Annotated in this window: 21 protein-coding genes and 1 pseudogene; 10 read left to right on the top strand and 12 right to left on the bottom strand. The window is 57.6% G+C overall.

Going from position 1 to position 20,895, the window contains the following annotated elements:
* Nucleotides 1-42 precede the first annotated feature (42 nt).
* The 5 genes from KQ933_RS32760 (at nucleotide 43) to KQ933_RS32740 (ending at nucleotide 6,624) form a co-directional block, all read left to right on the top strand.
* Complete coding sequence (locus KQ933_RS32760) at nucleotides 43-1,548, top strand: ATP-binding protein (RefSeq protein WP_216761056.1); 1,506 nt, start codon at nucleotides 43-45, stop codon at nucleotides 1,546-1,548.
* Nucleotides 1,548-2,186 (top strand): hypothetical protein, encoded by a 639-nt coding sequence (locus KQ933_RS32755; RefSeq protein WP_216761055.1) that lies wholly within the window; start codon nucleotides 1,548-1,550, stop codon nucleotides 2,184-2,186. Before KQ933_RS32760 ends, KQ933_RS32755 begins: the two co-directional genes overlap by 1 nt.
* A gap of 195 nt (nucleotides 2,187-2,381) precedes the next feature.
* The gene (locus tag KQ933_RS32750; protein WP_216761053.1) at nucleotides 2,382-2,846 is read left to right on the top strand and encodes a hypothetical protein; all 465 of its coding nucleotides are present in this window, start codon (nucleotides 2,382-2,384) and stop codon (nucleotides 2,844-2,846) included.
* Entirely contained in the window at nucleotides 2,843-5,914 is a 3,072-nt protein-coding gene (locus KQ933_RS32745; protein WP_216761052.1) for a class I SAM-dependent DNA methyltransferase, read from the top strand. Before KQ933_RS32750 ends, KQ933_RS32745 begins: the two co-directional genes overlap by 4 nt.
* The gene (locus KQ933_RS32740; protein ID WP_216761050.1) at nucleotides 5,911-6,624 is read left to right on the top strand and encodes a hypothetical protein; all 714 of its coding nucleotides are present in this window, start codon (nucleotides 5,911-5,913) and stop codon (nucleotides 6,622-6,624) included. The genes KQ933_RS32745 and KQ933_RS32740 overlap by 4 nt, the downstream gene beginning before the upstream one ends.
* 122 nt (nucleotides 6,625-6,746) lie before the next feature.
* On the opposite strand, the gene KQ933_RS32735 is transcribed toward KQ933_RS32740, so the two are convergent.
* From KQ933_RS32735 to KQ933_RS32690, 10 genes are all read right to left on the bottom strand, one after another.
* Complete coding sequence (locus KQ933_RS32735; RefSeq protein WP_216761049.1) at nucleotides 6,747-8,009, bottom strand: DUF763 domain-containing protein; 1,263 nt, start codon at nucleotides 8,007-8,009, stop codon at nucleotides 6,747-6,749.
* Entirely contained in the window at nucleotides 8,006-8,548 is a 543-nt protein-coding gene (locus KQ933_RS32730) for an AAA family ATPase (protein ID WP_216761047.1), read from the bottom strand. Before KQ933_RS32730 ends, KQ933_RS32735 begins: the two co-directional genes overlap by 4 nt.
* Nucleotides 8,548-8,982, bottom strand: a complete 435-nt coding sequence (locus tag KQ933_RS32725) for an ASCH domain-containing protein (RefSeq protein ID WP_216761045.1) — start codon at nucleotides 8,980-8,982, stop codon at nucleotides 8,548-8,550. Before KQ933_RS32725 ends, KQ933_RS32730 begins: the two co-directional genes overlap by 1 nt.
* Nucleotides 8,979-10,313, bottom strand: a complete 1,335-nt coding sequence (locus KQ933_RS32720) for a hypothetical protein (protein WP_216761043.1) — start codon at nucleotides 10,311-10,313, stop codon at nucleotides 8,979-8,981. The genes KQ933_RS32725 and KQ933_RS32720 overlap by 4 nt, the downstream gene beginning before the upstream one ends.
* Nucleotides 10,314-10,315: 2 nt before the next feature.
* Nucleotides 10,316-11,356, bottom strand: a complete 1,041-nt coding sequence (locus tag KQ933_RS32715; RefSeq protein WP_216761042.1) for a hypothetical protein — start codon at nucleotides 11,354-11,356, stop codon at nucleotides 10,316-10,318.
* Entirely contained in the window at nucleotides 11,353-11,955 is a 603-nt protein-coding gene (locus KQ933_RS32710) for a DUF4186 family protein (protein ID WP_216761040.1), read from the bottom strand. The genes KQ933_RS32715 and KQ933_RS32710 overlap by 4 nt, the downstream gene beginning before the upstream one ends.
* Nucleotides 11,956-11,965: 10 nt before the next feature.
* Nucleotides 11,966-13,408: a helix-turn-helix transcriptional regulator gene (locus KQ933_RS32705; RefSeq protein WP_216761039.1), complete on the bottom strand. Its 1,443-nt coding sequence runs from the start codon at nucleotides 13,406-13,408 to the stop codon at nucleotides 11,966-11,968.
* Nucleotides 13,405-13,842, bottom strand: a complete 438-nt coding sequence (locus KQ933_RS32700) for a hypothetical protein (RefSeq protein ID WP_216761037.1) — start codon at nucleotides 13,840-13,842, stop codon at nucleotides 13,405-13,407. The genes KQ933_RS32705 and KQ933_RS32700 overlap by 4 nt, the downstream gene beginning before the upstream one ends.
* A 269-nt stretch (nucleotides 13,843-14,111) precedes the next feature.
* Nucleotides 14,112-14,729 carry a hypothetical protein gene (locus KQ933_RS32695; protein ID WP_216761035.1) on the bottom strand — a complete coding sequence of 206 codons (618 nt, stop codon included), beginning with the start codon at nucleotides 14,727-14,729 and terminating at the stop codon, nucleotides 14,112-14,114.
* A 116-nt stretch (nucleotides 14,730-14,845) separates the two neighbouring features.
* Entirely contained in the window at nucleotides 14,846-15,991 is a 1,146-nt protein-coding gene (locus KQ933_RS32690; protein ID WP_216761034.1) for an RHE_PE00001 family protein, read from the bottom strand.
* A gap of 184 nt (nucleotides 15,992-16,175) precedes the next feature.
* On the opposite strand from KQ933_RS32690, the gene KQ933_RS32685 reads away from it, so the two are divergent.
* From KQ933_RS32685 to KQ933_RS32670, 4 genes are all read left to right on the top strand, one after another.
* Nucleotides 16,176-16,433 carry a type II toxin-antitoxin system VapB family antitoxin gene (locus tag KQ933_RS32685; RefSeq protein WP_113182465.1) on the top strand — a complete coding sequence of 86 codons (258 nt, stop codon included), beginning with the start codon at nucleotides 16,176-16,178 and terminating at the stop codon, nucleotides 16,431-16,433.
* A complete protein-coding gene (locus KQ933_RS32680) occupies nucleotides 16,430-16,831 on the top strand; it encodes a type II toxin-antitoxin system VapC family toxin (protein ID WP_216761032.1) in 402 nt (133 codons plus the stop codon). The genes KQ933_RS32685 and KQ933_RS32680 overlap by 4 nt, the downstream gene beginning before the upstream one ends.
* Nucleotides 16,832-16,892: 61 nt before the next feature.
* Nucleotides 16,893-17,060 carry a hypothetical protein gene (locus KQ933_RS32675; RefSeq protein ID WP_367882555.1) on the top strand — a complete coding sequence of 56 codons (168 nt, stop codon included), beginning with the start codon at nucleotides 16,893-16,895 and terminating at the stop codon, nucleotides 17,058-17,060.
* Nucleotides 17,057-18,217 (top strand): site-specific integrase, encoded by a 1,161-nt coding sequence (locus KQ933_RS32670; protein WP_216761030.1) that lies wholly within the window; start codon nucleotides 17,057-17,059, stop codon nucleotides 18,215-18,217. The genes KQ933_RS32675 and KQ933_RS32670 overlap by 4 nt, the downstream gene beginning before the upstream one ends.
* A gap of 81 nt (nucleotides 18,218-18,298) precedes the next feature.
* Here the strand turns inward: KQ933_RS32670 and KQ933_RS32665 are convergent.
* Together KQ933_RS32665 and KQ933_RS32660 are read right to left on the bottom strand one after the other, a co-directional pair.
* Nucleotides 18,299-18,700, bottom strand: a pseudogene (locus KQ933_RS32665) (PIN domain-containing protein).
* Nucleotides 18,648-18,944, bottom strand: coding sequence for a type II toxin-antitoxin system VapB family antitoxin (locus KQ933_RS32660; RefSeq protein ID WP_216761028.1), 297 nt, complete (start codon nucleotides 18,942-18,944; stop codon nucleotides 18,648-18,650). The pseudogene KQ933_RS32665 and the gene KQ933_RS32660 overlap by 53 nt, the downstream one beginning before the upstream one ends.
* Nucleotides 18,945-19,252: 308 nt before the next feature.
* On the opposite strand from KQ933_RS32660, the gene KQ933_RS32655 reads away from it, so the two are divergent.
* Nucleotides 19,253-20,170, top strand: a complete 918-nt coding sequence (locus KQ933_RS32655; RefSeq protein ID WP_216761027.1) for a recombinase family protein — start codon at nucleotides 19,253-19,255, stop codon at nucleotides 20,168-20,170.
* The last annotated feature ends 725 nt before the right edge of the window (nucleotides 20,171-20,895 follow it).

Below are 20,895 nucleotides of genomic sequence, written 5' to 3'. Positions count from 1 at the left end.
GTATGCAGGTGCATGACCCACAGGGTCAGTGTGAGGGGATCTATGTACGCACGGGACGATTTTCAGCTGCTGGCTGCTCGCACGGCGAAGGTCCAGGTAGACCTTCCCTGGCGTCGACAACGAGAGTGGATGAATCCCCATGTTTCGTTTAGCGAGCCGCCTCAAAGCCTTCGGTCATCTTCTTCGGAACACATTACTGCACTGATTGGCAAGAACGGAACTGGAAAGTCGCATCTTCTCAGCTCGATCGTCCAGACGTTCGTCACGTTGGAGCAGTTGCAGACGCGAAAGCGGCGCACGATCAAAGAGTTTCCTCTCGAGCACCTCTCATACATGATCGATGGTCGGCGTTGCACGATTGACTACCATGGCAAGCAAAGCCTGGAATGCCATGTCGATGGCTTGCCTGTACCAATTTACGATCTGCCACTCCCAAGGCGCGTGGTAGCCCTCACCATCAGCCCCTTCGACAAATTCCCAGTTCCCCGCTCCATAAGGCATTCTGTGAAGCCGGTTGATCCATCGGTCTACGAATATCTGGGTCTTCGCGATCAATTCGGCAAAGCGTCGATGGAATCGCTTCTGTTCCGTTCCCTGAACAACCTGTTCGAGGAAGGGGAGAATGAAGCTCTTCGTCGCATCAACATTGGTTCGGTGTTTCAATTCCTCGGCCTAGAGCCGATTTTGACCGTCATCTACAAGATACGAATCCATTCGTCCGTATTGCGGCGTTTGCAACGTGGAGAAAGGGTCGATTGGAAATCGATCGGCAACTTTTCGGAGAGCCGCAATGTCGAGGAAATGCTTCGGAGCGGCTTTGACGAAGTAGAGTTGAACAATCTTCTGGAGCTGGCGATGGCGCGCGCGGAGGACGGTTTCGTCAGGACAGTCGCCGACTTCAACTACGGAGGCGATCTCGACGAAACGTTTCGCATCCTGCAACCGCTACGGCGAGCAGGTTTTCTCAGGCTATCGGGCGTCGAGGTTAAGCAAATCAACGGTCCGGTTTCGAACCTGCGACGTGCCAGTTCCGGCCAGCTGAGCATGATCTGCGCGTTGCTCGCACTGGCATCGGTCATCAACAATGCAAGCCTTGTCTTGATCGACGAACCGGAACTCAGCCTCCATCCCGAATGGCAGGTCGATTACGTCGACCTTTTGATTAAGACATTCGCCCGCTTCAATGGATGCCACTTCGTTATTGCCACACATTCTCCCATGGTCATATCTGAGCTTCCCAAGCACGCGAACGTCATCGCGCTTGACCAACCGACTCTCCCCGCGACGGAAGATATCACCGGTCAATCGGCAGACTACCTGCTCGCGGAAGTTTTCGGAACGCCAATGCCCGGGAACCTCTACGTCCGGGAAAGGGTCGTTGCAGCACTTGGCCTCATCTCGGAAGGCAAGTCGAGGTCTCCTGAATTCAATGAAGTGACCGCCGATCTTCAGAAGATTAGTGAGCAATTGAAACCGAATGATCCGATTGCGGATATCATCGGGGATATCGCTAACGTCGCTCGGGCTGCGGGAACGAAGGCGTCGTAATGAACCCCGTTGTCTATTCCGACGCAAACCAGCTGATTGTCAATGATTTCGAAAACCGACCTGCCGTCGATCAGATTGGATCCTATTGGGGTGAAGATGAAGTAGCTCCAGTTAGAAAACAAATCAAAGATCATTACATCGCTGAACAGGATCAGCGGTGCTGCTATTGCACCTTTGAGATCGCGACCAACAATAATGCTGTCTGGGACGGGGAACACATCATATCCCGTGACGCAGCAGCCAGATTCATGTTCGTACCTGAAAACCTCAGCATTTCCTGCAAGGATTGTAATCTTGCCAAGAAGGAGAAAGAGGTCAGGGTCAATCCCGCGCTCAAGCGGTTCCCAACTCGATCTGAGCAATACAAAATTGTTCATCCCCATTTTGACAACTACGCCGATCACATCCAGTGGTTCGGGAAAGTCGTCAAACCTCTCACGGACAAGGGTATCGAAACAGTCGCAATGTGCGGCTTGAGTCGCTACGGAAAGAAGAAGGCGGGAGCAGCGAAGGTGCCGATCCATCCTGCCATGGCCCAGCAGATCGGTGTCCTTATGGATCCCTTTTCAGATCGGATCGATATGCATGTAGCACTTGCCGGCATCAAAGCTTACCTTGAGACGGTTCCGCAGGATTAGGCGCTCGCCACTTGCGCTCTGTGATCCCGCAATGCCTCCTTTTCTCGCCCACGGAAGAACCCGTCACTGCTCAGCCTGAAGCTTTGGTACCTCATTAAGGTTCTTTCTTGCGAACATCGGCATCCACATCAGAAGGATTGGCAAAAGGATAAAGGTGCAGTAGAACAAGGTTCTTGTTGTTAGCCCCAAGAAAACATGTCAGCGACCGCCATTCAATATACGGGCGAACAAGCCCGCAAGTTCGCTGGCGTTAGCCCGGAAGCTTGGCGCCACTGGCGTAAGGTCATCCCGTGCCTCGCGAAGAAAACGGGCAAGAGCGCGCGTTTTTCTGCAGGCGAGTTGATCGCACTGGCGGCACTGGCGGCGGCGGTGCATACCCTCGATATCGGAATCGCCAAATTCGCGGAGCGCTGGGATGAACTTTTCAATCTTTGCGCGCAGCAACGACCGGGGGCTCTCCGCTCAACGGTGATTATGGTGACGGCCGAGGCAATTGAATTGTCTGATCCTTCGCGATTGCTGCACGAACAGCCTGCAATCCTGATTCCCTGTGAGCCGATCGTCGATCGCCTGTGGGATGCGGCCTTTTCCTCAAGAGCGGAGCAACCACAAATACCGCTTCCCTTTGCACCTCAGGCTGTCGGCAGGAAGCACCGATGAGCGATTTGCTCGATAAAGTCGCGGACTTACTCGGTTATCGAGGGGATCCAGGCTATGTTCTGGCGGATTCCTTCGCGAGCCAGCCGAACCATCGTCATGCCTTGCGGCTTGCGGCGCAGTTAATGAACGTTCGGGCCGCCTTCGGGCTCTGGACTGGCTCTCAAGGAACGTTGCTCGGCCCGGAGCACGCACGGTTTACCCCTCTGGTCTATCTGGCTGCGGTTTCGGATGCGGCCGATGCCATGCGGGTGCATCGCAGCGTCTGGAGCCAAGGGCTCGCACCTTATCTCGTAGCCGTCGGGCCGGATCGGCTATGGGTGTGTCAAGGATTCGGTTTTTCGTCGTCCCGCTGGGAGCGGTATGCGACGGAGGTTTCGATCGATCCGTCCGACAAGCTGGTCGGCATTGGCGGACAGTCCGCATTGGCGCCTTTATCAGCGAAGGTTCTGCGGAGTTCTCTTGCTTGGCGCGACGAAGCGCGCACAGCAGACGAGTTCGTCGATGAACGCCTCCTGAGATCTCTCGCAGATTTATCTGTTGCTTTTTCCGCGGAGACGCGGTCGCGCCGCGCCTTGGCGCCGAGTGTCATCAATGCGCTCATCGCACGATTGCTCTATTTCTATTTCTTGGTCGATCGCGGTTTCATCACCCCCGAGCGACTGGCTGAGTGGGAACTGACGGGAATAGGCCTGGGCGTCGACAGCGAATGGTCGTCTGCCGACATCAAAACGCTATTCGGCCGTCTCGATGAAGTGTTCAACGGCAGCATCTTCCCAATGCCCAAGGACTATGCGGACGCGTATGACGCCGAGCACCTTAACCTATTGAGACGGGTACTGCGACACGGCGCCGAATTGGGCTCAAACGACGCGCTTCAACTGAGCTTTCTCGACTACGACTTTGCAAGCATTCGAACGGAAACGCTTTCAGCCATCTACGAGATGTTCCTGAGGAACGAGAACAGAGAAGCGGGTAAACGCTTCGGAGCCTTTTACACGCCGCCATTCCTTGCCGACTACGCGCTCGATCGCGTTGAAGAGGCGACATCGCTGAATGCTGACACCCGCGTTTTCGATCCGGCCGCAGGATCCGGCGTCTTTCTCGTCGGTGCCTATCGGCGGATCGTGGAGTCTGCACTTACGGCGGGCGAGGCGCATCTTCCGCTCGATTATCTCCACACGCTGATGACGGAAAGAATCTTTGGCGTCGAACTGAATGCTACTGCTTGTCATGTTGCAGCTTTTAGCCTGTATCTAACAATGCTCGATTATGTTGAGCCAAAGGAGGCGGCCGATTATGCGCGGTGGCCGGTCCGAGTCGGACGCCGGCGACTGTTTCCTCCGATGTTGACGGCAACACCCGAGCGCGGGGCCAATATCAGAGTCGGAGATTTCTTCTCCGATGTATCGAGCGGGATCGCGTGCGATGTTGTTGTCGGAAACCCGCCTTGGGTCCAACTAGGCACGCTCGATAGCGACCATGCGAACGACTACCACAAACGGTCCAAGGTTCCGATTGGTGATAAGCAGGTAGCTGAACTGTTCCTCTGGAAGGCCTATCATGAACATTTGAAGCAAGAAGGCGTCGCGGCTCTCCTGCTTCCGCAGAAAAGCCTTGTTAACACCTTCTCCGACAAGTTTACGCGGGAGTTGCGAACGAAAACCGAGTTGATCGGTATCGCTGATTTCGCGCATCTTCGCTACGCGTTGTTTCGCCGCTCTTCCGCACGTACCGCCGGCACCGCGGACAAGAAAGCCGAACGAGGCGCGCGTCAAGCAACGGCCGCTGTCATCTTGCGCAAGGCGACAGGAGAATCGAACCGGCCTTTCTGGCTGTACCGCCCGCTGCGATCCACACAGCCGGCTAGCAGGAAGGGGCGCCTTTGGACACTTCTTCAAGACTGGACGCAGGTTCTTTGGCAGGACGCGGACGATCTGACCGATGCTGGATGGCGCCATCTGTTTACCTGCTCCCCGGTCGACCGGCGAGTGCTTGCCAAGCTCGACCGGCAAATCGCTTCCGGGCGGCTGCAGGCGATGCGACAGCTCAACGATACCATCGGCCTTCAATTTAAGATCGAGGTCGACCAAAATCTTGATAGCCGCTTTGTCCTTAGCAACGACTCCAAGCGGGATACGTTCTGGAAGTATCAGCTTGGTCGTGAGCGAAGCCTGTTCCCGGCTCGAAGCATTGTGCCACTTCCTTCCTCACAGTTGGAACGGGCCGTTCCGGGTTCGCGACCCTATCTGATGGGCAACGTTGTCCTTCTCCCGCGCAACTGCGAGACGGCCATCTTTGTCGAGCTGCCCGTCGCCACAAGTTTCTTCATCGTTGCCTGCTTTCCAAAGTTCGCGGGGGAGGAACTTCCGGCCCGGTATCGCCGGTTCCTCGAGGCCCTTGCGCTCTACATGGCCTCAAGCACCTTCCGCTATCTGTGCTTCGTTAGTGGACGTCGAATGACGATCGATCGGGCGAATATCGAACTGAGTACCGTCCTCGATCTCCCATGGCCGTTCGGCGGTCTTGAGAGGGATGACTGGGCCGACCTCTTGACGGTCACGCCCGAGGAACGCGAAGCAATAATCTGCGCGAAACTCGGCTTACCGCCGCTTTATCAGCGTCTGATCGACGAGTTCAATTCGTTCAGAGAAGGGTTCACGGATGGTGGGACGCCCGATGACGCATTGCGGGCGAGCGACCAAGCCGAGCTCGAGACCTATATTGCCGGCTTACTGCACGAGATTGACGGCGGGCGAAAGCGATACAGCGCAAGAGTTTTGCGGGTCGACGCTGACCTGCTCGCCGTTGTTATCGAATACGTGACCAGTAACCACTCCCCTGCCAGTCGGGCCGACTACTTCGCGAACAAGGCAATAGAGACCTATAACCGCAACAGCGCGAGCGCCATGACGCAAAGCCGTTTCTTGTGGCAGTCGCGAGAGGAGATGGCGAGCGTCCTTGTCAAACCGGGCGAACGGATGCACTGGACGCTGGAGCGCGCGTTTGCCGATGCGGACCTTATCACGGCCGCCGCGATGGCCGGATTCGATAGCAAAGAGGCTGTATGACGGCGGTTATTTCGTTGCAGCAATGGCTCGTTGGGCGAGGGCTAACTTTCCAGGAAGCCGACCTGTGGAGCGAGTTCATCTCAGATGCGCTGCTCCTGCTGGAGGACAGCCACGCGCTGTTGCGGACGGCCGACGAATGGAATTCGTTTCTAGGCGGGTGCAAAAGTAACAGCCCAACAGAGCCCGAGATCACCTCGGGCCTCGGCGACCGGATGCGGCGGCTTCGAAATGATGCCGAGATCGACAGCAATCGTGATCGGATCCATGTAAGTTATGAAAGCCCAACTCCGGGCGACGAGAGGCATGGGACGCGCAAGTCGAAGGCCGATTTCCGTTTCGAGCGGAAGTTCGAGGCTGGGCGCGCCGTCGCGTTTGTCGTGGAAGCCAAGCCTTTACGAAATCCTGGTGATATCGCCGGCCGCTACATGGCGGCGGACGGTCTGGGATGCTTCATCGAACGCCAGCCGCCTTATTCCAAGGATCTTGCCGCAGGCATGGTGGGCTATGCTTATGTTAACCCGACCAGTTGGCTCGCCGCGGTCGCCACCTCGTTATCGGCAGGAGTTGCGGCCTTGAGAACCGCTTCAGTCGAACTCGGCGTGGAACGAATCTCACTTGCGTCGGACCACGCTCGAACTGCGATCGGACTGGCTCCTGTCACTGTGCTGCATTCGATCCTTGATTTTGAAACGCAGACAGCTCCAGCCTGACGGACTTGCGATCACTTCCGAGAAGCCGGGCTGGACTGCTTCAGAGTTTTCGCGACGCGGTTTGTAAGCTCTCTCTACCACTTCGCCGTTATAGAATTTTATTGAGCCGAGAAAATGAGAAATTAGCTATCTCTGTTTTTTTCTTCGAGATCGACTTCATGTCCAAATATGGACCGGCCGCCAAACTCAGCCGAATGTCGGAATTCGCCCGCGATGATTTCTTTGAGGTCGGGCCCTGTCACGTATCGCTCCAGTCGACGCGCCTGATCGTCAAGACGCTTTATAGCAAGCAGTTCTTCCTGCTGGCCTAGCCGTCCCTTCTTCACGGCCGATTTCATTACCCGGATCGTTTCATCGTAGATTTTGATTGGGACTGGGTACGGATGCCGGTCCTTTCCTCCATGGGCCAGAGAAAAGCGAGCTGGATCAGAGAAACGACAGGGCGCCCCGTGAATGACTTCGGCAACCATCGCCAGAGCGCTTACAGTTCGGGGTCCAACATTTGGCGTGAGCAGCAAATCCGCAAAGTCCTTGGGCCCGCGATCGGCTGCGGCCGCAAGATTGCCATGCAGCCGGCCCATGTTTACGTCAGATTCTCGAACGTCGTGCCGAATTGGCATCACCAGATGCGGCAAGGACAACTGAGGCTCCACGGCCGTCCGGCGCGGTCGATCCGTGCCTGTTATCTTATAGAACTCATCAGCGATTTGCTCGGGACCGAGTTCGTTCAGAAGTTCGAGTTGTGCGACCCTAGAAGCACGAGCTCTCTTATCCGCAAGATTCATGATCAGCCCCTGGTCACGCCCCTCGATTGCGGCATGAGGGGAATCCACAAAGCTTTCTAGGCCCTCTGAGAGCCAGTGATATCGCCTTGCCTGGCGTCGGTCACCATTCATCCCTTGCTGGACGACCACCCAGCTTCCGTCCGCGGTCGTGATGAAACCGTGCAAGTAGAGGTCGAAGCCGTCCTGGACTGCTGCACTGTCCACCTTGGCAACGAGGCGGCTTGTGGACGCGAGCTGATTACCATCGAAGCCGGTGCGGTCGGCAATTGCAAGCAGTTCTGAGGGTGTCTTTCGAGACTGAGCGCCGCGTCCACCGCAGACGTATATGCCGAGGTCGTTTCCCCGAGCGGACAAGCCTCGCTTCAGCGCTCCGAGAACGCTCGTCGTTATCCCCGAGGAGTGCCAGTCCATACCCATAACAGCGCCGAATGATTGGAACCAGAACGGATGGGAAAGCCGGCGAAGAAACTCGTCGCGCCCGTAGTGGAGAACAATAGCCTCCGCAATTATCGTCCCAAGGCGGGTCATCCTCTCGCCAAGCCATGCGGGAACCCGACCACCGTGGAGAGGCAGGTCCGCGCTGCCCGTCCGTTGGGTCATGATGCGATCCAGCCGTTGATCTGGCTAAGGCAAGCTTCGGCCACCTGATCGAATGGCGCCTCGGCGTCGATGACGGCATGAGCGCGATCCGGAAGGCTTTGCGCAAGATCTGCTTCGACGACATGGGCGCCTGCACGGTCCAGGTCCGCAGCATCCGCGCGAGATTGCACTCGGCGGCGCTGAACATCCTCACTCACGGACAGATGGATTAGCCTTATCGCAGCCGGCGACACAATCTGCTCTAGCCGATTGAAGATGTCGACATGGCGTATGCCGTCGACGAGCAAATTCTCGCCGGCGCGGTAGTCGACAAACTCGAGTACCGCGCGACAAAAGCCGTCGGGATCTGATTCAACGAGACGCTGTCCCATTTCTTGGAGCGCCTCCCGGGATTCTGGATCACCGCCTACTTTGATGATTTCCGCACGGAGGTATTGGCCGAACCCTGTTCGTTTCCATTGAAGTCTGTCGCCGACCGACGCGATAACCGAAGATTTTCCGCTTCCTATTTTGCCGGAGAAACAGACGATCAATGGCATCAAAATAGCTCCAGCTGTCGGGGGCGAAGCGAGACCCAGCCACGGCGATCCCGCTTGTCGAATGGGAGCGGCTCTATCGCCGAGGGATTTTCGAGTTCGATGAGCGTGGCAAAAGACGATGTCTCTTTCTCTGACCAGAATTCGTCAGCTGCGAGAATAGCGCTGCCGTATGTCTGCCTGATCGAGCCAATCGGTTCGTTCTCAAGATCGAAATACCAGATGCGGCTCGCCAGTGCGACGCCGCATATTGGACCAGCGACCTCTTTGAGGAGGATGATATCGCCTTCCAGGACCTCATCGAACGGAGCACACCGATTGCGGCTGAAGCGGGACTCGATCTTCTTTTCGCCGTTCAGGACCAAGTCCAGATAAGGCTGAGAAAATACGGCTAAATGAACCCCGCAGAGAAATGGGTCATTGCTCGCCGACCTCATGTAGTCGGCCCAGAACGAACTTCCGGCAGTCCTTTTGAGAAGTTGGTCGAACCGTATTTGCATGTGAGGCCCTCGGAGAAAGGCGACGAAGGCAACGTCGCGCGCTCTTCCGCTGCCTCCTGTTCCGAAAGCATCTTCAGAACGTCCGCAATGCGCTCGACCTCCGCAGCCTCGATGTTGTTACTCCACAAAGGCTGTCGAGAACCACCGTTAAATTCGCTTTTGCACAGTGACAAAGCCGCCTCGGCGACGAGCTCCGGATTGCTTGACGCAAAGAAACGATTTCCTGACGTGACCACCGACGAATTTCGCCGCCGCGGATCTCGTCGGCTAACCGTCGGCAAGATGTCTCCCTCGACCAGCGAACTTAGAGCCGAGGAGCAGCGCGCCGGAGCGCTTCGCCGCACAAAAAGACGCATCCGGCCGATCGCGAACTCACTCCATTCACGCTTGCGGGAGACGAAAAGACTGGAGTCGGTCGTAGCTATCCGAACCTTCTCGAAGATGAAGAGATCACCGCGGCGCCACCGTCTCGAGGCACCTATCCCGGCGGCAAACAGAGCGTTTTGCTCAAAGAATGGTGTTTCGTAGTGAAGGGAAAGCGGCTTCACCGAATGCAAGCGTAGTCCAAGCCGACCCGCGCGTCGGATCAGTGTTGCCTGATCTTCGATTGCGGAGGGTCTGACACCCTCCGGAGGCAAACTGATGAACACGAGACCACCCACTCCGACTGTATGGGCGGCGATCGCGAGCATCGGCTTGACGAAATCCAAGTACCAAGGGGGATCCACAATAACGGCGCCTGCCCCCATTTGCGGATAGGGCGACGCGCAAAATTGAAGATTCAAGGCCTGCTCCGCAGCATCATTCAATGCCTTGAGCCTCTGGGTGACAGAGTTGTTTTCACCGATAAAAATGAGCCTGCGATTGATCGGAAGATGGAGCGCCTCGACAGCAACGCCAGGTGTCCCAAACAAGATAATCGGAGTTCCGGGCCACGCCATTTCATCGGCGACTTCCAGAAGATGCTGCGATGTATCCGGACAGAATCTCCATTCATATTCAACCGGGTGTGGCAGGGGAAGCATCGTGCGGGCGACACGCATGGTATCGTCCCGAACACCTGCCTGGGCCTGCAAGGCACCTACAATGTTCGGGTCAATCAGACCGCTCTCGGATAGCCTGCTGATCGATTGAAGCAGCACCGTGGGATAGACGCTTGGAAGCGCGTGAAGCAAAGCGTGAAAGGTCAACGCGGGCTGGCACGATAGGGCAAGTACTTGCTCGTCAATTCGCTGTTCGAAGTCAGCACTTGCCCAAACCCGCGTCATTGTCAGCGAACTCCTCGTAGCGCCAAGGGCACAGACGCAATCGGCAACGCTCGCATCTCAGCATTGAAGCGCTTCTCTATTTCCTCATTCCATGCTGCGATCGCGTACTGCTGGACAGCCAAACTTATTTGCCGCTCGTCATTTGCGGCGAGCCGCGCGCCGACCGGCGAAAAAACTCGTATTTCGAGTGGAATTATGCGGAGCGGCAGATAAGCGTCGAGCTCCTGAAGCCGGTCGACGAGGCTACGAACTCCGGCCGCCACACCCTGACCACGAGGCGAGGTTAGGGTTACGTATCCATAGAGATCGAGGCCAAGCTCGAGCAGCCGCCGCATGATGACAAACTGATTGGCAAAATCACTCTCGGCCGCTTTGGTATTGAACGCGAACGAATAGGAATCGAAGCCCTTGAAGCAGCAGACACGTCCGTAATTTCGATAGCTCCTCAACAGTGATAGCTCATCTTTGGTTAGCTTATCGAAAAGGTATGTCGTGCTCAGATTGTCGTCGGTCCAAAGGTAGGTTGACTGATCAAGGCCGCGGTCTTTTAGCGCCCTCATCATCCACGGCGTCCACTCGGGAACGAGGTCTGGTGAACCTCCGGAGAGGTCGATGACGGCCGGCCGTTCGGGAATTTCAGCGTAAAGCTTGACGAGCTCGTCAGCTGAGAACCATGACGAGCGAGCGAGATCGGCTTTAAGGAGTGCATCGGGAACGAAGCAATACCAACAGCGCCAAGCGCATGCGGCGTTCTGAAAGACCTGAGCGGTCATCATCGCCGGCGGCTCCACGATACCAAGCGCAGAGCAGGCCGGGATAATCGGCAGAGGATTTGGTGGCCAATTCTCCGACGTCTTGAACTTGAAGTGGCGGATCCGGCCGTAGCCGTCGCAGTTGGTCGGCGCGGTAAGATCAACTTCCTGATCCGATCCGGACAAGCGCGAAATCAGGATCTTTCGTTCCTGAACATTGATCGCGCGGGCACGCAGTCGCTCGGCGAATTTTTCGGTGTCGATCGGCTTAACAGGAAGAGCTGGCGTCATAGCAGGGCTGCTGCCTCCGCGGTTGCCCGGCTCCGCGGTGGCACCTTCGTTGGGGATGCGCTCAGCCCCGGCAGGCGCTTATTGAGAAACATTTCGATGAGCGCCTGACAATAGATAAGTTCTTCTTCTGTGAGCTGCCTACCTTTGGGAATGGCATGCCAGTATTCCAAGCATGTCCGGCAGCAAGTTGCCGTAGCGTGTTGAGCGTAAAAAATGGCGTTCCCACTCATCGGAGTCTGACGGCCATCTCGGGCGGGCTCTGCTGGAGCGAGATACTTTTCGAGGCGCGCCCGAACGGCCTCGAACAACGCCAGCCGCCCCTTCCTGCGAGCATGGCGATCAGCACCCTCGTCGATCTCCTTGTGGAAGAAGTGATGTCGGATGAGCTCGTGCTGCAGTGCCTCGAAAGTATGGGCCGCATCGCCAAGGTCACGCCGCTTCAAACGCGACCAATCGACGAGATCGGCCTCGCACGCTCGACATTTTCCTCGTTGCTCATCCGACATTTTCTTAAGCTGCTTGAAGCAGTGAAGGTCGTTGTCGCAATCAACGGCAGTGCAGCTGATTTTAAGCGGCTCGGGTTTCTTGAATTCGCTCATCGAAGACTCCTCAATGCAGGATGCGTTCAAGCAAATTGCGATCTATTTCACTTTCAACCTTGGCGGGGAATCTTTCAAGGAAGACGTCGCGCGCGATCAACCAAGGATCACTGTCATCCGACTGGAGATTGGCTGCAGCACCCCACCAGTTGATACCCTGCCAGGAAAGCCGAAAGGCCAGGTAGTTTGCCAAGACGCCGACACTGACATCGTATTCCGCGGCGATCTCCGGAACGACCGTCTTCAGTCTCGGTACCGAATTACGAGCTGCCTCGACACAAGCCTGCGCCAATTCTTCCGCTTGGTTGTTCAGGCTTGCGTCACCTGCAAACTGGCTCGCAGCGATCTCCTCGTCAGAGTTTCGTCGTTCGGTCGACGTCTCATCCGCCTCGATAACTTCCAAAGTGGGCGCATCGGGCTGCTGACCAGCATGAAAGAGTTCGTGCAAGAGATCGAAGAGCCAGCGCGCCTCATGACGAGAGGTTTGCTTCAAGACGACGACGTTCCGGTAATCGTAGCGCCAGCATGCACCGTGAAATGTACCTCGGTCGCGAAGCGGCAACACGGGGACGCCAAGGTCCCATGCATAGTGAAGCGCAGACCGAAGCCCGAACTCGCCATACGCCTTAATCACTGATTCGCGAAACAAGCCGGGGTCCAGAGGAATCTGGCCACGGGGAAGATCTGCACAAGAACGCATCACTGTCACTGCAAGATAGTGTGCGTAGGCAGCGTAAGCTGTCGTCGTTCTTTGAGACCGGTTTGCAGGCATCTTGAAGCGCGCCTGGGCGGCCGCAAGTTGGGGCGCGTGTAGCGCAGAGGGCCCCAGCAGATTTTCGCGTGTCCAGCCGAATATCCGCTGCAGAACTTCACTGGCCTTCTGCAGGATTTGGCCTTGATCCTCAACCCTAACCTCTCCCGACAAGCGGGCATTGTCCGCCGGCGGCAGCAACCGCGTAAGGACAAAATCGCGATCAAGACCGACCTGACGCAATTTAGAAAAGAGGCTGTCGATAGACATCGCGGGCAACGGCAACAGGATATCATTGCGAATTCTCACGCCAATTGCGTTCGCGACTTCCTGCAGTCTCTGCAGACTTGCCGAGCTGTATCGATCCGCTTCATAACGTTGGATTTGCTGCTCCTTAAGATTGAGCCGATCAGCGAGGTCCTTCTGGCTGAGGCCCGATGCAATACGGGCTTTGATGAGGCCCTCGGCCAAGCCTTCAAACGAATCGAGGGTGATCATCGAAAGATCCGAAGCTTTCAGGCTCTCATACTCATCTAGCTCCCGTTCGAGATCGGCGATCTGGCTCTCAAGCGCGTCTCGTTCGGCTTGTACTAGGCGCGGATGGACTCCCGGTCTATCGTGAAGCGAAAACTCGGCCAGCGCCTTATTAAGCTTCTCGGCCTGCGAGCGGGTAATCTTAAACTGCCGTTCGTTGGTGATCATGGCAGACTCCTTAAATTCAATTCCACCACGCCCTTTGGCACGCCATTGCGATCGCTCTGAAAAAACTCCCTGTAGGTTATTCCTGGAGCTGCTTGCCAAGATGCCGGGAAGAGCTCGCCGCCATATTTGAACTTCATCGCGGCCCGTTGGTTATTGAAGTCCAGGAGGACGGGATCGAGAAGATCGGGGTTCACGCCGGTCGTATCCCAAGCGCCGTCATAGTCACTGGGAAGCTCCTTCTGCGAAATGAAGCTGCCGTCTAACAACACAGTCCTGCAGCCAGCAGTCGACAAATTCGTAAGCGCAGCACCAAGGCCTGATACAAGGCGGCGGCGTTGTTCATTGCCCGAGAAGCAGAGCTGCACTTCCTGCCAGGTGGCTTGGTGAACACCTGGGGGTAGATAGCCAGTCGATGAGTCAAGCGGTGGAAACATGACACAACAATATCGTTGTGTTGCTCATGTGTCAATCCGGGTCAGCTCCACAAGGCTCCGCCGAGGTTGGGAGAAGACAAATCCTCGAAAACGTTAGTATGGCGCTCGTGTTACAGGAGGTGAGTGTCGAAAATCGGCTTAGGGCGCGCGAGATCAGTAAGGTCGCTCTTGGGCGATCTCCCAGTCGTCGGGCATCCGCGATGCGAATTCGTGGAACGGCCAAACCTCCATGATCGGCTCCAATTCCAACATTACGCATCGGAGAACATTTATAGCGGAACTGCAAAAGTCGACCGTCGACTGGTGTAATCCCAAGTCGAAGTGAAGATTCGCCACCAGTATCTCACCAGATCAGGCCTTCGTCGTAGTTGCTGTCGAAGTCCGTTCTCGTTGAAGCCAATACCCGTCTCAAACGGCAGTAGGTTGCAGGTTCGCACATATGCCCGCGCGACCAGACCGCAGAACCGCGTGAAATGCGTACCCATCGCAATTATGGATTGATCGGTCATCACCACATTGATTTTAGAAATTAACGGTCCTGATTTAGGCTCCACCACAAAATGTGCGCTTTGAGCGACAGCATGTTGCGCGGGTGATAACCCGGAGAGCAGTGCATCCACCACGCGGGCCAACATCACCTCGGAATGCCGACTTACACCGGGGCTGGTGACCGGGGCGTCCAATGCACGCTCGTGCGTCCGGCCTTGCATAGCTGCAATCTCGTCGGCTCTCCAACCGGCGGCTTGAAAGGCCTCCACACGTGCTGCCCTCTCCGTATCACTCGGTAAGTAGTCCGGATCATCAAATGCAGACCAATCGTTCTTCCGCGCCCGGTCCAACATCTGTTTCCACAGGTCAACGGCAGCAACCTTATTCGAATGTTCCACTCTCATCCCCTCCATTGCGCTCTCACCAAACAACAACTTTTCCGGCTTGTTTGGCTGATTTATCTTCCACGCTACGCAAGAAACTCTCGTCGAGAGACGGTCAGCGTCCTTGGTGCTTACACCACCCCCCATGCCCGAAACCTCCCCCTCCCCGTCATCTCCCGCAAGCCGAGCTCCAAAACAATCCGCCGCGCCGCCTGCGGCGTGACATCAAGCGTTTTCGCCACCATGCCGGCCGACACCAATGGCTTCGCCATCGCCAGTTCAACGAGTTCCGGCAACTTCGATGAGGCGCGTCGCCCTTCCAGCTTCCGCTCCATCAGCGTTCGTGCCAACACCAGCCGGTCATGCTCTTTCATGCCGATCTCGGCGGTCGCGATCAGGCCGTGCGCGATAGCGAGCAGCCGGGTTTCGCGATCACGATGCCGGCGCCGATCGACGGGAATGGTTTTGAGGCCGAGATTGATCGCGGCGAGGTGAGCGCCGGACGTGATGCCGGCCTGCCGTAGGATGGACGCGGCAAACAGCCGGCCAAGCCAGGGGGCGTGCTGGAGGACGGCAAGCTCGTTCCAGGCATCGAGCAAGATGATCGCCTGCAGCACCGCCGACAGATGTTCGGTCTGGCGCAGAACGTTGCGCCATTCGTCGAGCCGGGCATCTTCGTCCCAGTCGAGATCATAAACGAGAGGGTCGCGTTCGCGGTGGTCGGCGCGTCCTGGCCGCTTCGCTTGCTCAATCGCGGCCTCGGAGCGGGCGAGCAGAGCATCGATGAAGACGTAGTCGATACCGGGGAGGTTCTCCGCGGCATCACCATCATCCCCCTCCCCTTCCCGCTCGACCACCTGTGCATGTTCAACTCTGCGGTCATTCGCGGCGCTGTCAGGGCCGTCTGATGGTCCAGGCCACGCCTGGGTCTGTCGCAAGGTTCGCATGCCTTCTGCCGACAGCGGCCAGTCCGGTGCCTGACCGGCAATCCGTCGGCGGGTGCGCAGGACGTCTCGGGCGATCGTCAGTTCGTGGGTGGGTGTGCGGATATCGCGGGTGGCGTCGTGGAGGACGAGGTCTTCGAGATGGACGAGCTCGCCGTCGATCCACAGCGAGGCACACGCATCCGCGAAATTTTGGCGTTCGAGCCATCCCGGACCGACCGGTGATCGGGCAATGCGCTCGTCGAGGCGCACCAGAGCGATGCCGGCGTCGAAGGCCGGCCGCATCAAGGTCGTCATGCTGATTTTTGCGAGATCGTAAGTCACTGAAATCATGGTAAATGATTTGCTAAACGAACTCTATCAAAATATTGCGGTTCGCCACATGGTACGATTGCCCGTTGAGGTTATAACCATCGATAAGTAACCCTTATCGATGGTTAGCCATCCAGCCGTGTTTCCCTTGCCATCTGACGCCTCCATCGCTATGTTTTACGGGATTTTCGATCGAGGAAAACCGATGTCCGAGCCACAGCTTTCCGTTCGCAGCACCAAGGCCAGGGATCTGGCGCATGCGCTGGCCAAGCGCACAGGTCAGCCGATCAACAAGCTCGTCGAGATCGCGCTCGAGCACTATGACCAGGAGCTGCGGCAAAAACCGACACAGACGCCGGCTGACGCGCTTTGGGAGCTGATGGTCGAAGGCCGACGGTCTGTGCCGCCCGGCACGACCTCCGCCCACGATGACCTATACGACGAAAACGGGTTGCCGAAATGATTGCCGTCGATACGTCGGTCATCGTCGCCACGTCACTGGGTGAGCCCGAAGCCGAACAGTTTCATGCGCTTGTTACCCGCGAGGAGATTGTTATCGGGTGGCCGACCTTGGTTGAAGCGCGTATGGTGCTGGCCGGTAAGAACTTCCCCAACGCCGCGACCATCATTTCACAGCTGATTGCATTGCCCAATGTCACCGCCGTGGCTTTTGGTGAGCGGCACTATTACGCCGCTGAGAAGGCTTTTGATCTGTTCGGTAAGGGTCGCCACGCAGCCGGCCTCAATATGGGCGACTGTTATTCGTACGCCATCGCTTCAATTGCCAAGGCCCCGCTCCTGTTCAAGGGGCAGGATTTTGGAAGGACGGACCTGAAACTTCATCCGTCATCGTCACAGTGACGGACGTATTTTATGGAAGATCGGGTGAGATTTGCCCTCGAAAAGTTGCTCAACGTCGCCCATGAGGATACCGGCCGACCTCGCCAATGTCGACCCACACATCGGCGAGGACATGGCGACGATTTTTACATTCCTCGCCCGTGAGGAGGATGTCGTGTACCCCTACGACTATCGCAGCGAGATCGAACAGATCATCGCCCGTTGGCGGCCGCAGGCGGAGCCGGCATGATGGCCGCTCGGACTGGTCAGCGGCCTGTGTCGTCGGCTATCGAACGCCGGGTAGAACAGCTCGACACGATCGCCGCGGTGTTGCCGATCGACCGGCGCGACGAACTCGCCGAGCTGTTGACTGACCAGGATGTCGAAACCCTCAAGCATCTCGTCGAACGCGGCATGGGCGACAATACCCTGCGGGCTCTCACCTCCGACCTCGCCTATCTCGAAGCTTGGGGACTGGCCGCGACTGGAAAGTCACTGCCCTGGCCGGCGCCCGAGGCGCTGCTGCTGAAATTCGTCGCCCATCATCTCTGGGATCCGGAAAGACGTGCGGCCGATCCGGATCACGGTATGCCGGATGACGTCGACGGCAACCTCAGGCGCCAAGGCTTCCTGAAATCGGTCGGCCCGCACGCACCGGATACGGTGCGCCGCCGGCTGGCCAGTTGGTCGACACTGACAAAGTGGCGCGGCCTTAATGGGGCCTTCACCTCCCCTGCCCTCAAGTCCGCCATTCGCCTTGCCGTGCGCGCCGCGCCGCGGACGCGGCGCCGCAAGAGCGCCAAGGCGGTGACCGGTGACGTGCTGGCCAAGCTGCTGGCGACCTGCGCAACCGACAGCCTGCGCGACGTCAGGGACCGGGCAATCCTGATGGTCGCCTTCGCCTCCGGCGGCCGGAGGCGTAGCGAGATCGCGGGACTGCGCCGTGAGCAGATGTCCGTCGAGCCGCCGGTCGCAGTGCCCGACGGCCCTCCCCTCCCCTCTCTCGCCATCCATCTCGGACGCACCAAGACCACGTCCGGCGAACAAGATGACGTCGTCTATCTGACTGGCCGGCCGGTGGAAGCGCTGAATGCCTGGATGACGGCCGCCAAGATCGACAAGGGGAGCGTGTTTCGGGCGATCGGACGCTGGGGGACCGTGTCACGTCGCGCGATTGACCCGCAGTCGGTCAATGCGATCATCAAGCAGCGTGTGGCGATGGCTGGGCTGGAGGTTGGGGAGTTTTCCGCGCACGGACTACGATCGGGGTATCTGACCGAGGCCGCAAACCGCGGCATCCCCCTCCCCGAGGCCATGGAACAATCGCGCCATCGTTCCGTCCAGCAGGCATCAAGCTACTACAACGACGCGACCCGGCGCAGTGGCCGGGCAGCCCGCATGCTTTGAACCGCCTTTCCGCCGCGCTCGCTCTCCAGAAGGAGCCAGCGTCGCAAATGTGGCCAGCAAACGCTCACGCGCTCGAATGAGTTAAAAATCCCATGGATTAAGGAGGCCGAGACCCGTCGTTTCGAAATCCTCGAGATTGCTCGTGGCCAGACGTCCGCCGTTCACCTGCGCGATTGCAGCGATCATTGCATCGGGTGCTGACATTGCGTGCCGCCTGCCCCATGATTTCACCATAAGCGAGCGCGGCTTCTTCTATAAGACCAAACATCCGATCGGCAAACCGCCGACGCCATTCCGTCAGCCCTGTTCCAAACGCTCGGCCCGCTGGTCCGGCCTGATCTCTTGAATGCCGAAAGCAATCTCGGCGATTGTCACGGTGGGCAGTGCCAACTCGGCGTCGAACCGAACCAGCCAAGCCATGACGGCTTCGTCAGGATCCTTCCGCAACGTCTCCGAGACGACGTTCGTATCGAGAAATATCAAAGCGCGATGCCCGGTGAGGACGACGGCTTTCACGGATGATGGAATCCAGGTCGATATCCGTGGCAGCTTGCGCGTTGACGCGCCGGTAGAAACTCGCCGCTGGCTCGCGACCCGCCTCGCGTGTCTCATAGGCTTCAAGCGCACGTTCGACCACCTCGGCAATCGAACGATTTTCACGGCGAGCCAGCCTGTGGGCCAGATCTTTTGCCTTGGAGCTTCGGACAGACAGTTGTGGTGCGGCCATTGCAGTCTCCTTTCCAGAAAATATAGGCTCATAGTTCTCTGCCATCAAAATGGCGGATGCCGGCTTGCCATCGCGCGTGCCACTTTGCGGTCTCGGCAGGATTCATCGAATCGCGACCGATCTCTCGGAAATTCCCTCACAGAAGGCCTCTGGCGCGGCTTTGCCACTGCGGACGCTCCGTTGCTCCTCTCGGATGACGATTTGAGTCTGGCGGGCCGCTATTCAATGCCTAAAACACGCTTGCAACTGACCTTTTTCTCATGCATTCCTTATCTGTACAAAGCACCTGAAAAAACGCATGAGAAATCATGGCAAAACGCCAAGTCACCAATCCGCAACCAGCCCCGGGACGCCTTATCGGCTACGCACGCGTTTCGACTGACGATCAGGTCCATGAGGCACAGATGGACGAATTGCGCGCCGCCGGCTGCGAGCGGATTTTTCAGGAGCACGGATCTGGCGCATCACCAGCGCGGCCGGTTTTGACGAGACTGCTCGGCGAGCTCGCAGCCGGCGACGTGCTTGTCGTCGTCCGCCTGGATCGCCTCGCCCGTTCGGTCAGCCATCTGTTGCAGGTGATTGAGAACCTTGAAGAACGCGGCGTCCATTTCAGGTCGATCCGCGATCCGATCGACACGTCCACTCCACAGGGCATGTTCTCCTTACAGGTTCTCGCCGCGGTCTCCCAGCTCGAGCGGGCGCTGATTGCCGAACGAACGAGGGCCGGCATCAAGGCGGCCAAGGCGCGCGGGAAGCTTCCTGGAAATCCCGGCTTGCGAGAACGACGACCAGAGGCGATCAAGGCAGTGTCGAAGGCGCGGGACCAACTCTATCTCAACGAGCTAATCTCGTCCGCCCAAACCTGGCTGCCAACCGTTCGGCAACTTCGCCCCCAGCATAGCTGGGACAATGTCGTGAGGGTGCTCAACCGCCAGGGCCATGACTGGACGGTGGAGCGACTGCGCCGCGCCGTGCATCGTATGGTCCGCGAGCAGTTGGCCGAACCCGAACTGCTGGCTCGCTCGCCCCGCCGTGCACCAGAAGATCATCTGATGAAACTCGTCGCGGCGATTGCCATTGCCGATCCCGGCCTGTCGCTACGGGGCATTGCCGCCCAATTGGATCAGATGAGTGAGCGACCGGCGCGCGGTGGGCGCAAATGGCAGCCATCCTCCGTTCGTCATCTGCTGGATGAGGCACATCGGTTTGGTCTCATTCGTCATTGAGTGCACGGAGCGTCAACTTGCGAATGCCCGGTTTCTTGCGCCCTGTTTACGGCGGCGGAACTTTCTGGCCCTATCTCCCAGCGGGCTTTCCATCCATCATTGGTGGTTTGGGAGTGCTGCAACAAATCTCATTGAGCTAACACGCGGAACCGGAGAGAATCCAAGCATAGCGGCCTGGACCGATCGGCTGACCCTCAACTGCGCTGCTGGTTTTCGACGGAGTTACATGACCTACGCACCGATTGCCCTGTCTTTGATGTTCGATTCCAAACTCGCGATCAATCCCCATGTCGTATATGCCCGACGAAGCATTGGCCTTTGAATAGCGATATGTCCGAGGCTCTTTGCACTCGGCTCAAGAAAACTTTCGACACGAAGCTCGAACTGGCGTGGTTATTAAGGCGCGCCGATATACGTCAGGCTGGAAGCTAGGCTTTAGATCCATAAGCGCGGAGCCAAAGCCGCGTTGACGCTCCATAGCGAGCGGAGCAGCATCGAGCGTTTCTTCACGATACTGAAGTACTTTCGCCGGGTTGCCACGCGCGAGGAGAGGCCGACCGAAAACTCCTCGCCAGTATCGAACTGGCGAGCCCCATGAGACAGGCCGCCCCCCATCGTCAGTTCCACCCGGCTAAAAGTAAAAAATGCCCCTCTGTCATACCTGATGAATATGGCCAGCGCACTCGTACAGCAACGCCGATCTTAGTCGGGGCATTTTTCTTGAG

It is taken from the genome of Rhizobium sp. WYJ-E13, assembly GCF_018987265.1.
Lineage (GTDB): Bacteria > Pseudomonadota > Alphaproteobacteria > Rhizobiales > Rhizobiaceae > Rhizobium.
The sequence above is the reverse complement of the archived record's forward strand: the minus strand, read 5'-3'. Positions and strand labels throughout refer to the sequence as shown.

What these genes read in the sequence shown, in the direction of transcription:
- KQ933_RS32700 (WP_216761037.1), bottom strand. Translation starts at nt 13,842, where the DNA reads ATGTTTCCACCGCTTGACTCATCGACTGGCTATCTACCCCCAGGTGTT.
- KQ933_RS32760 (WP_216761056.1), top strand. Translation starts at nt 43, where the DNA reads ATGTACGCACGGGACGATTTTCAGCTGCTGGCTGCTCGCACGGCGAAG.
- KQ933_RS32685 (WP_113182465.1), top strand. Translation starts at nt 16,176, where the DNA reads ATGTCCGAGCCACAGCTTTCCGTTCGCAGCACCAAGGCCAGGGATCTG.
- KQ933_RS32710 (WP_216761040.1), bottom strand. Translation starts at nt 11,955, where the DNA reads ATGAGCGAATTCAAGAAACCCGAGCCGCTTAAAATCAGCTGCACTGCC.
- KQ933_RS32670 (WP_216761030.1), top strand. Translation starts at nt 17,057, where the DNA reads ATGATGGCCGCTCGGACTGGTCAGCGGCCTGTGTCGTCGGCTATCGAA.
- KQ933_RS32655 (WP_216761027.1), top strand. Translation starts at nt 19,253, where the DNA reads ATGGCAAAACGCCAAGTCACCAATCCGCAACCAGCCCCGGGACGCCTT.
- KQ933_RS32680 (WP_216761032.1), top strand. Translation starts at nt 16,430, where the DNA reads ATGATTGCCGTCGATACGTCGGTCATCGTCGCCACGTCACTGGGTGAG.
- KQ933_RS32755 (WP_216761055.1), top strand. Translation starts at nt 1,548, where the DNA reads ATGAACCCCGTTGTCTATTCCGACGCAAACCAGCTGATTGTCAATGAT.
- KQ933_RS32735 (WP_216761049.1), bottom strand. Translation starts at nt 8,009, where the DNA reads ATGACCCAACGGACGGGCAGCGCGGACCTGCCTCTCCACGGTGGTCGG.
- KQ933_RS32720 (WP_216761043.1), bottom strand. Translation starts at nt 10,313, where the DNA reads ATGACGCGGGTTTGGGCAAGTGCTGACTTCGAACAGCGAATTGACGAG.
- KQ933_RS32725 (WP_216761045.1), bottom strand. Translation starts at nt 8,982, where the DNA reads ATGAGGTCGGCGAGCAATGACCCATTTCTCTGCGGGGTTCATTTAGCC.
- KQ933_RS32750 (WP_216761053.1), top strand. Translation starts at nt 2,382, where the DNA reads ATGTCAGCGACCGCCATTCAATATACGGGCGAACAAGCCCGCAAGTTC.
- KQ933_RS32705 (WP_216761039.1), bottom strand. Translation starts at nt 13,408, where the DNA reads ATGATCACCAACGAACGGCAGTTTAAGATTACCCGCTCGCAGGCCGAG.
- KQ933_RS32715 (WP_216761042.1), bottom strand. Translation starts at nt 11,356, where the DNA reads ATGACGCCAGCTCTTCCTGTTAAGCCGATCGACACCGAAAAATTCGCC.
- KQ933_RS32740 (WP_216761050.1), top strand. Translation starts at nt 5,911, where the DNA reads ATGACGGCGGTTATTTCGTTGCAGCAATGGCTCGTTGGGCGAGGGCTA.
- KQ933_RS32690 (WP_216761034.1), bottom strand. Translation starts at nt 15,991, where the DNA reads ATGATTTCAGTGACTTACGATCTCGCAAAAATCAGCATGACGACCTTG.
- KQ933_RS32745 (WP_216761052.1), top strand. Translation starts at nt 2,843, where the DNA reads ATGAGCGATTTGCTCGATAAAGTCGCGGACTTACTCGGTTATCGAGGG.
- KQ933_RS32660 (WP_216761028.1), bottom strand. Translation starts at nt 18,944, where the DNA reads ATGGCCGCACCACAACTGTCTGTCCGAAGCTCCAAGGCAAAAGATCTG.
- KQ933_RS32730 (WP_216761047.1), bottom strand. Translation starts at nt 8,548, where the DNA reads ATGCCATTGATCGTCTGTTTCTCCGGCAAAATAGGAAGCGGAAAATCT.
- KQ933_RS32675 (WP_367882555.1), top strand. Translation starts at nt 16,893, where the DNA reads ATGAGGATACCGGCCGACCTCGCCAATGTCGACCCACACATCGGCGAG.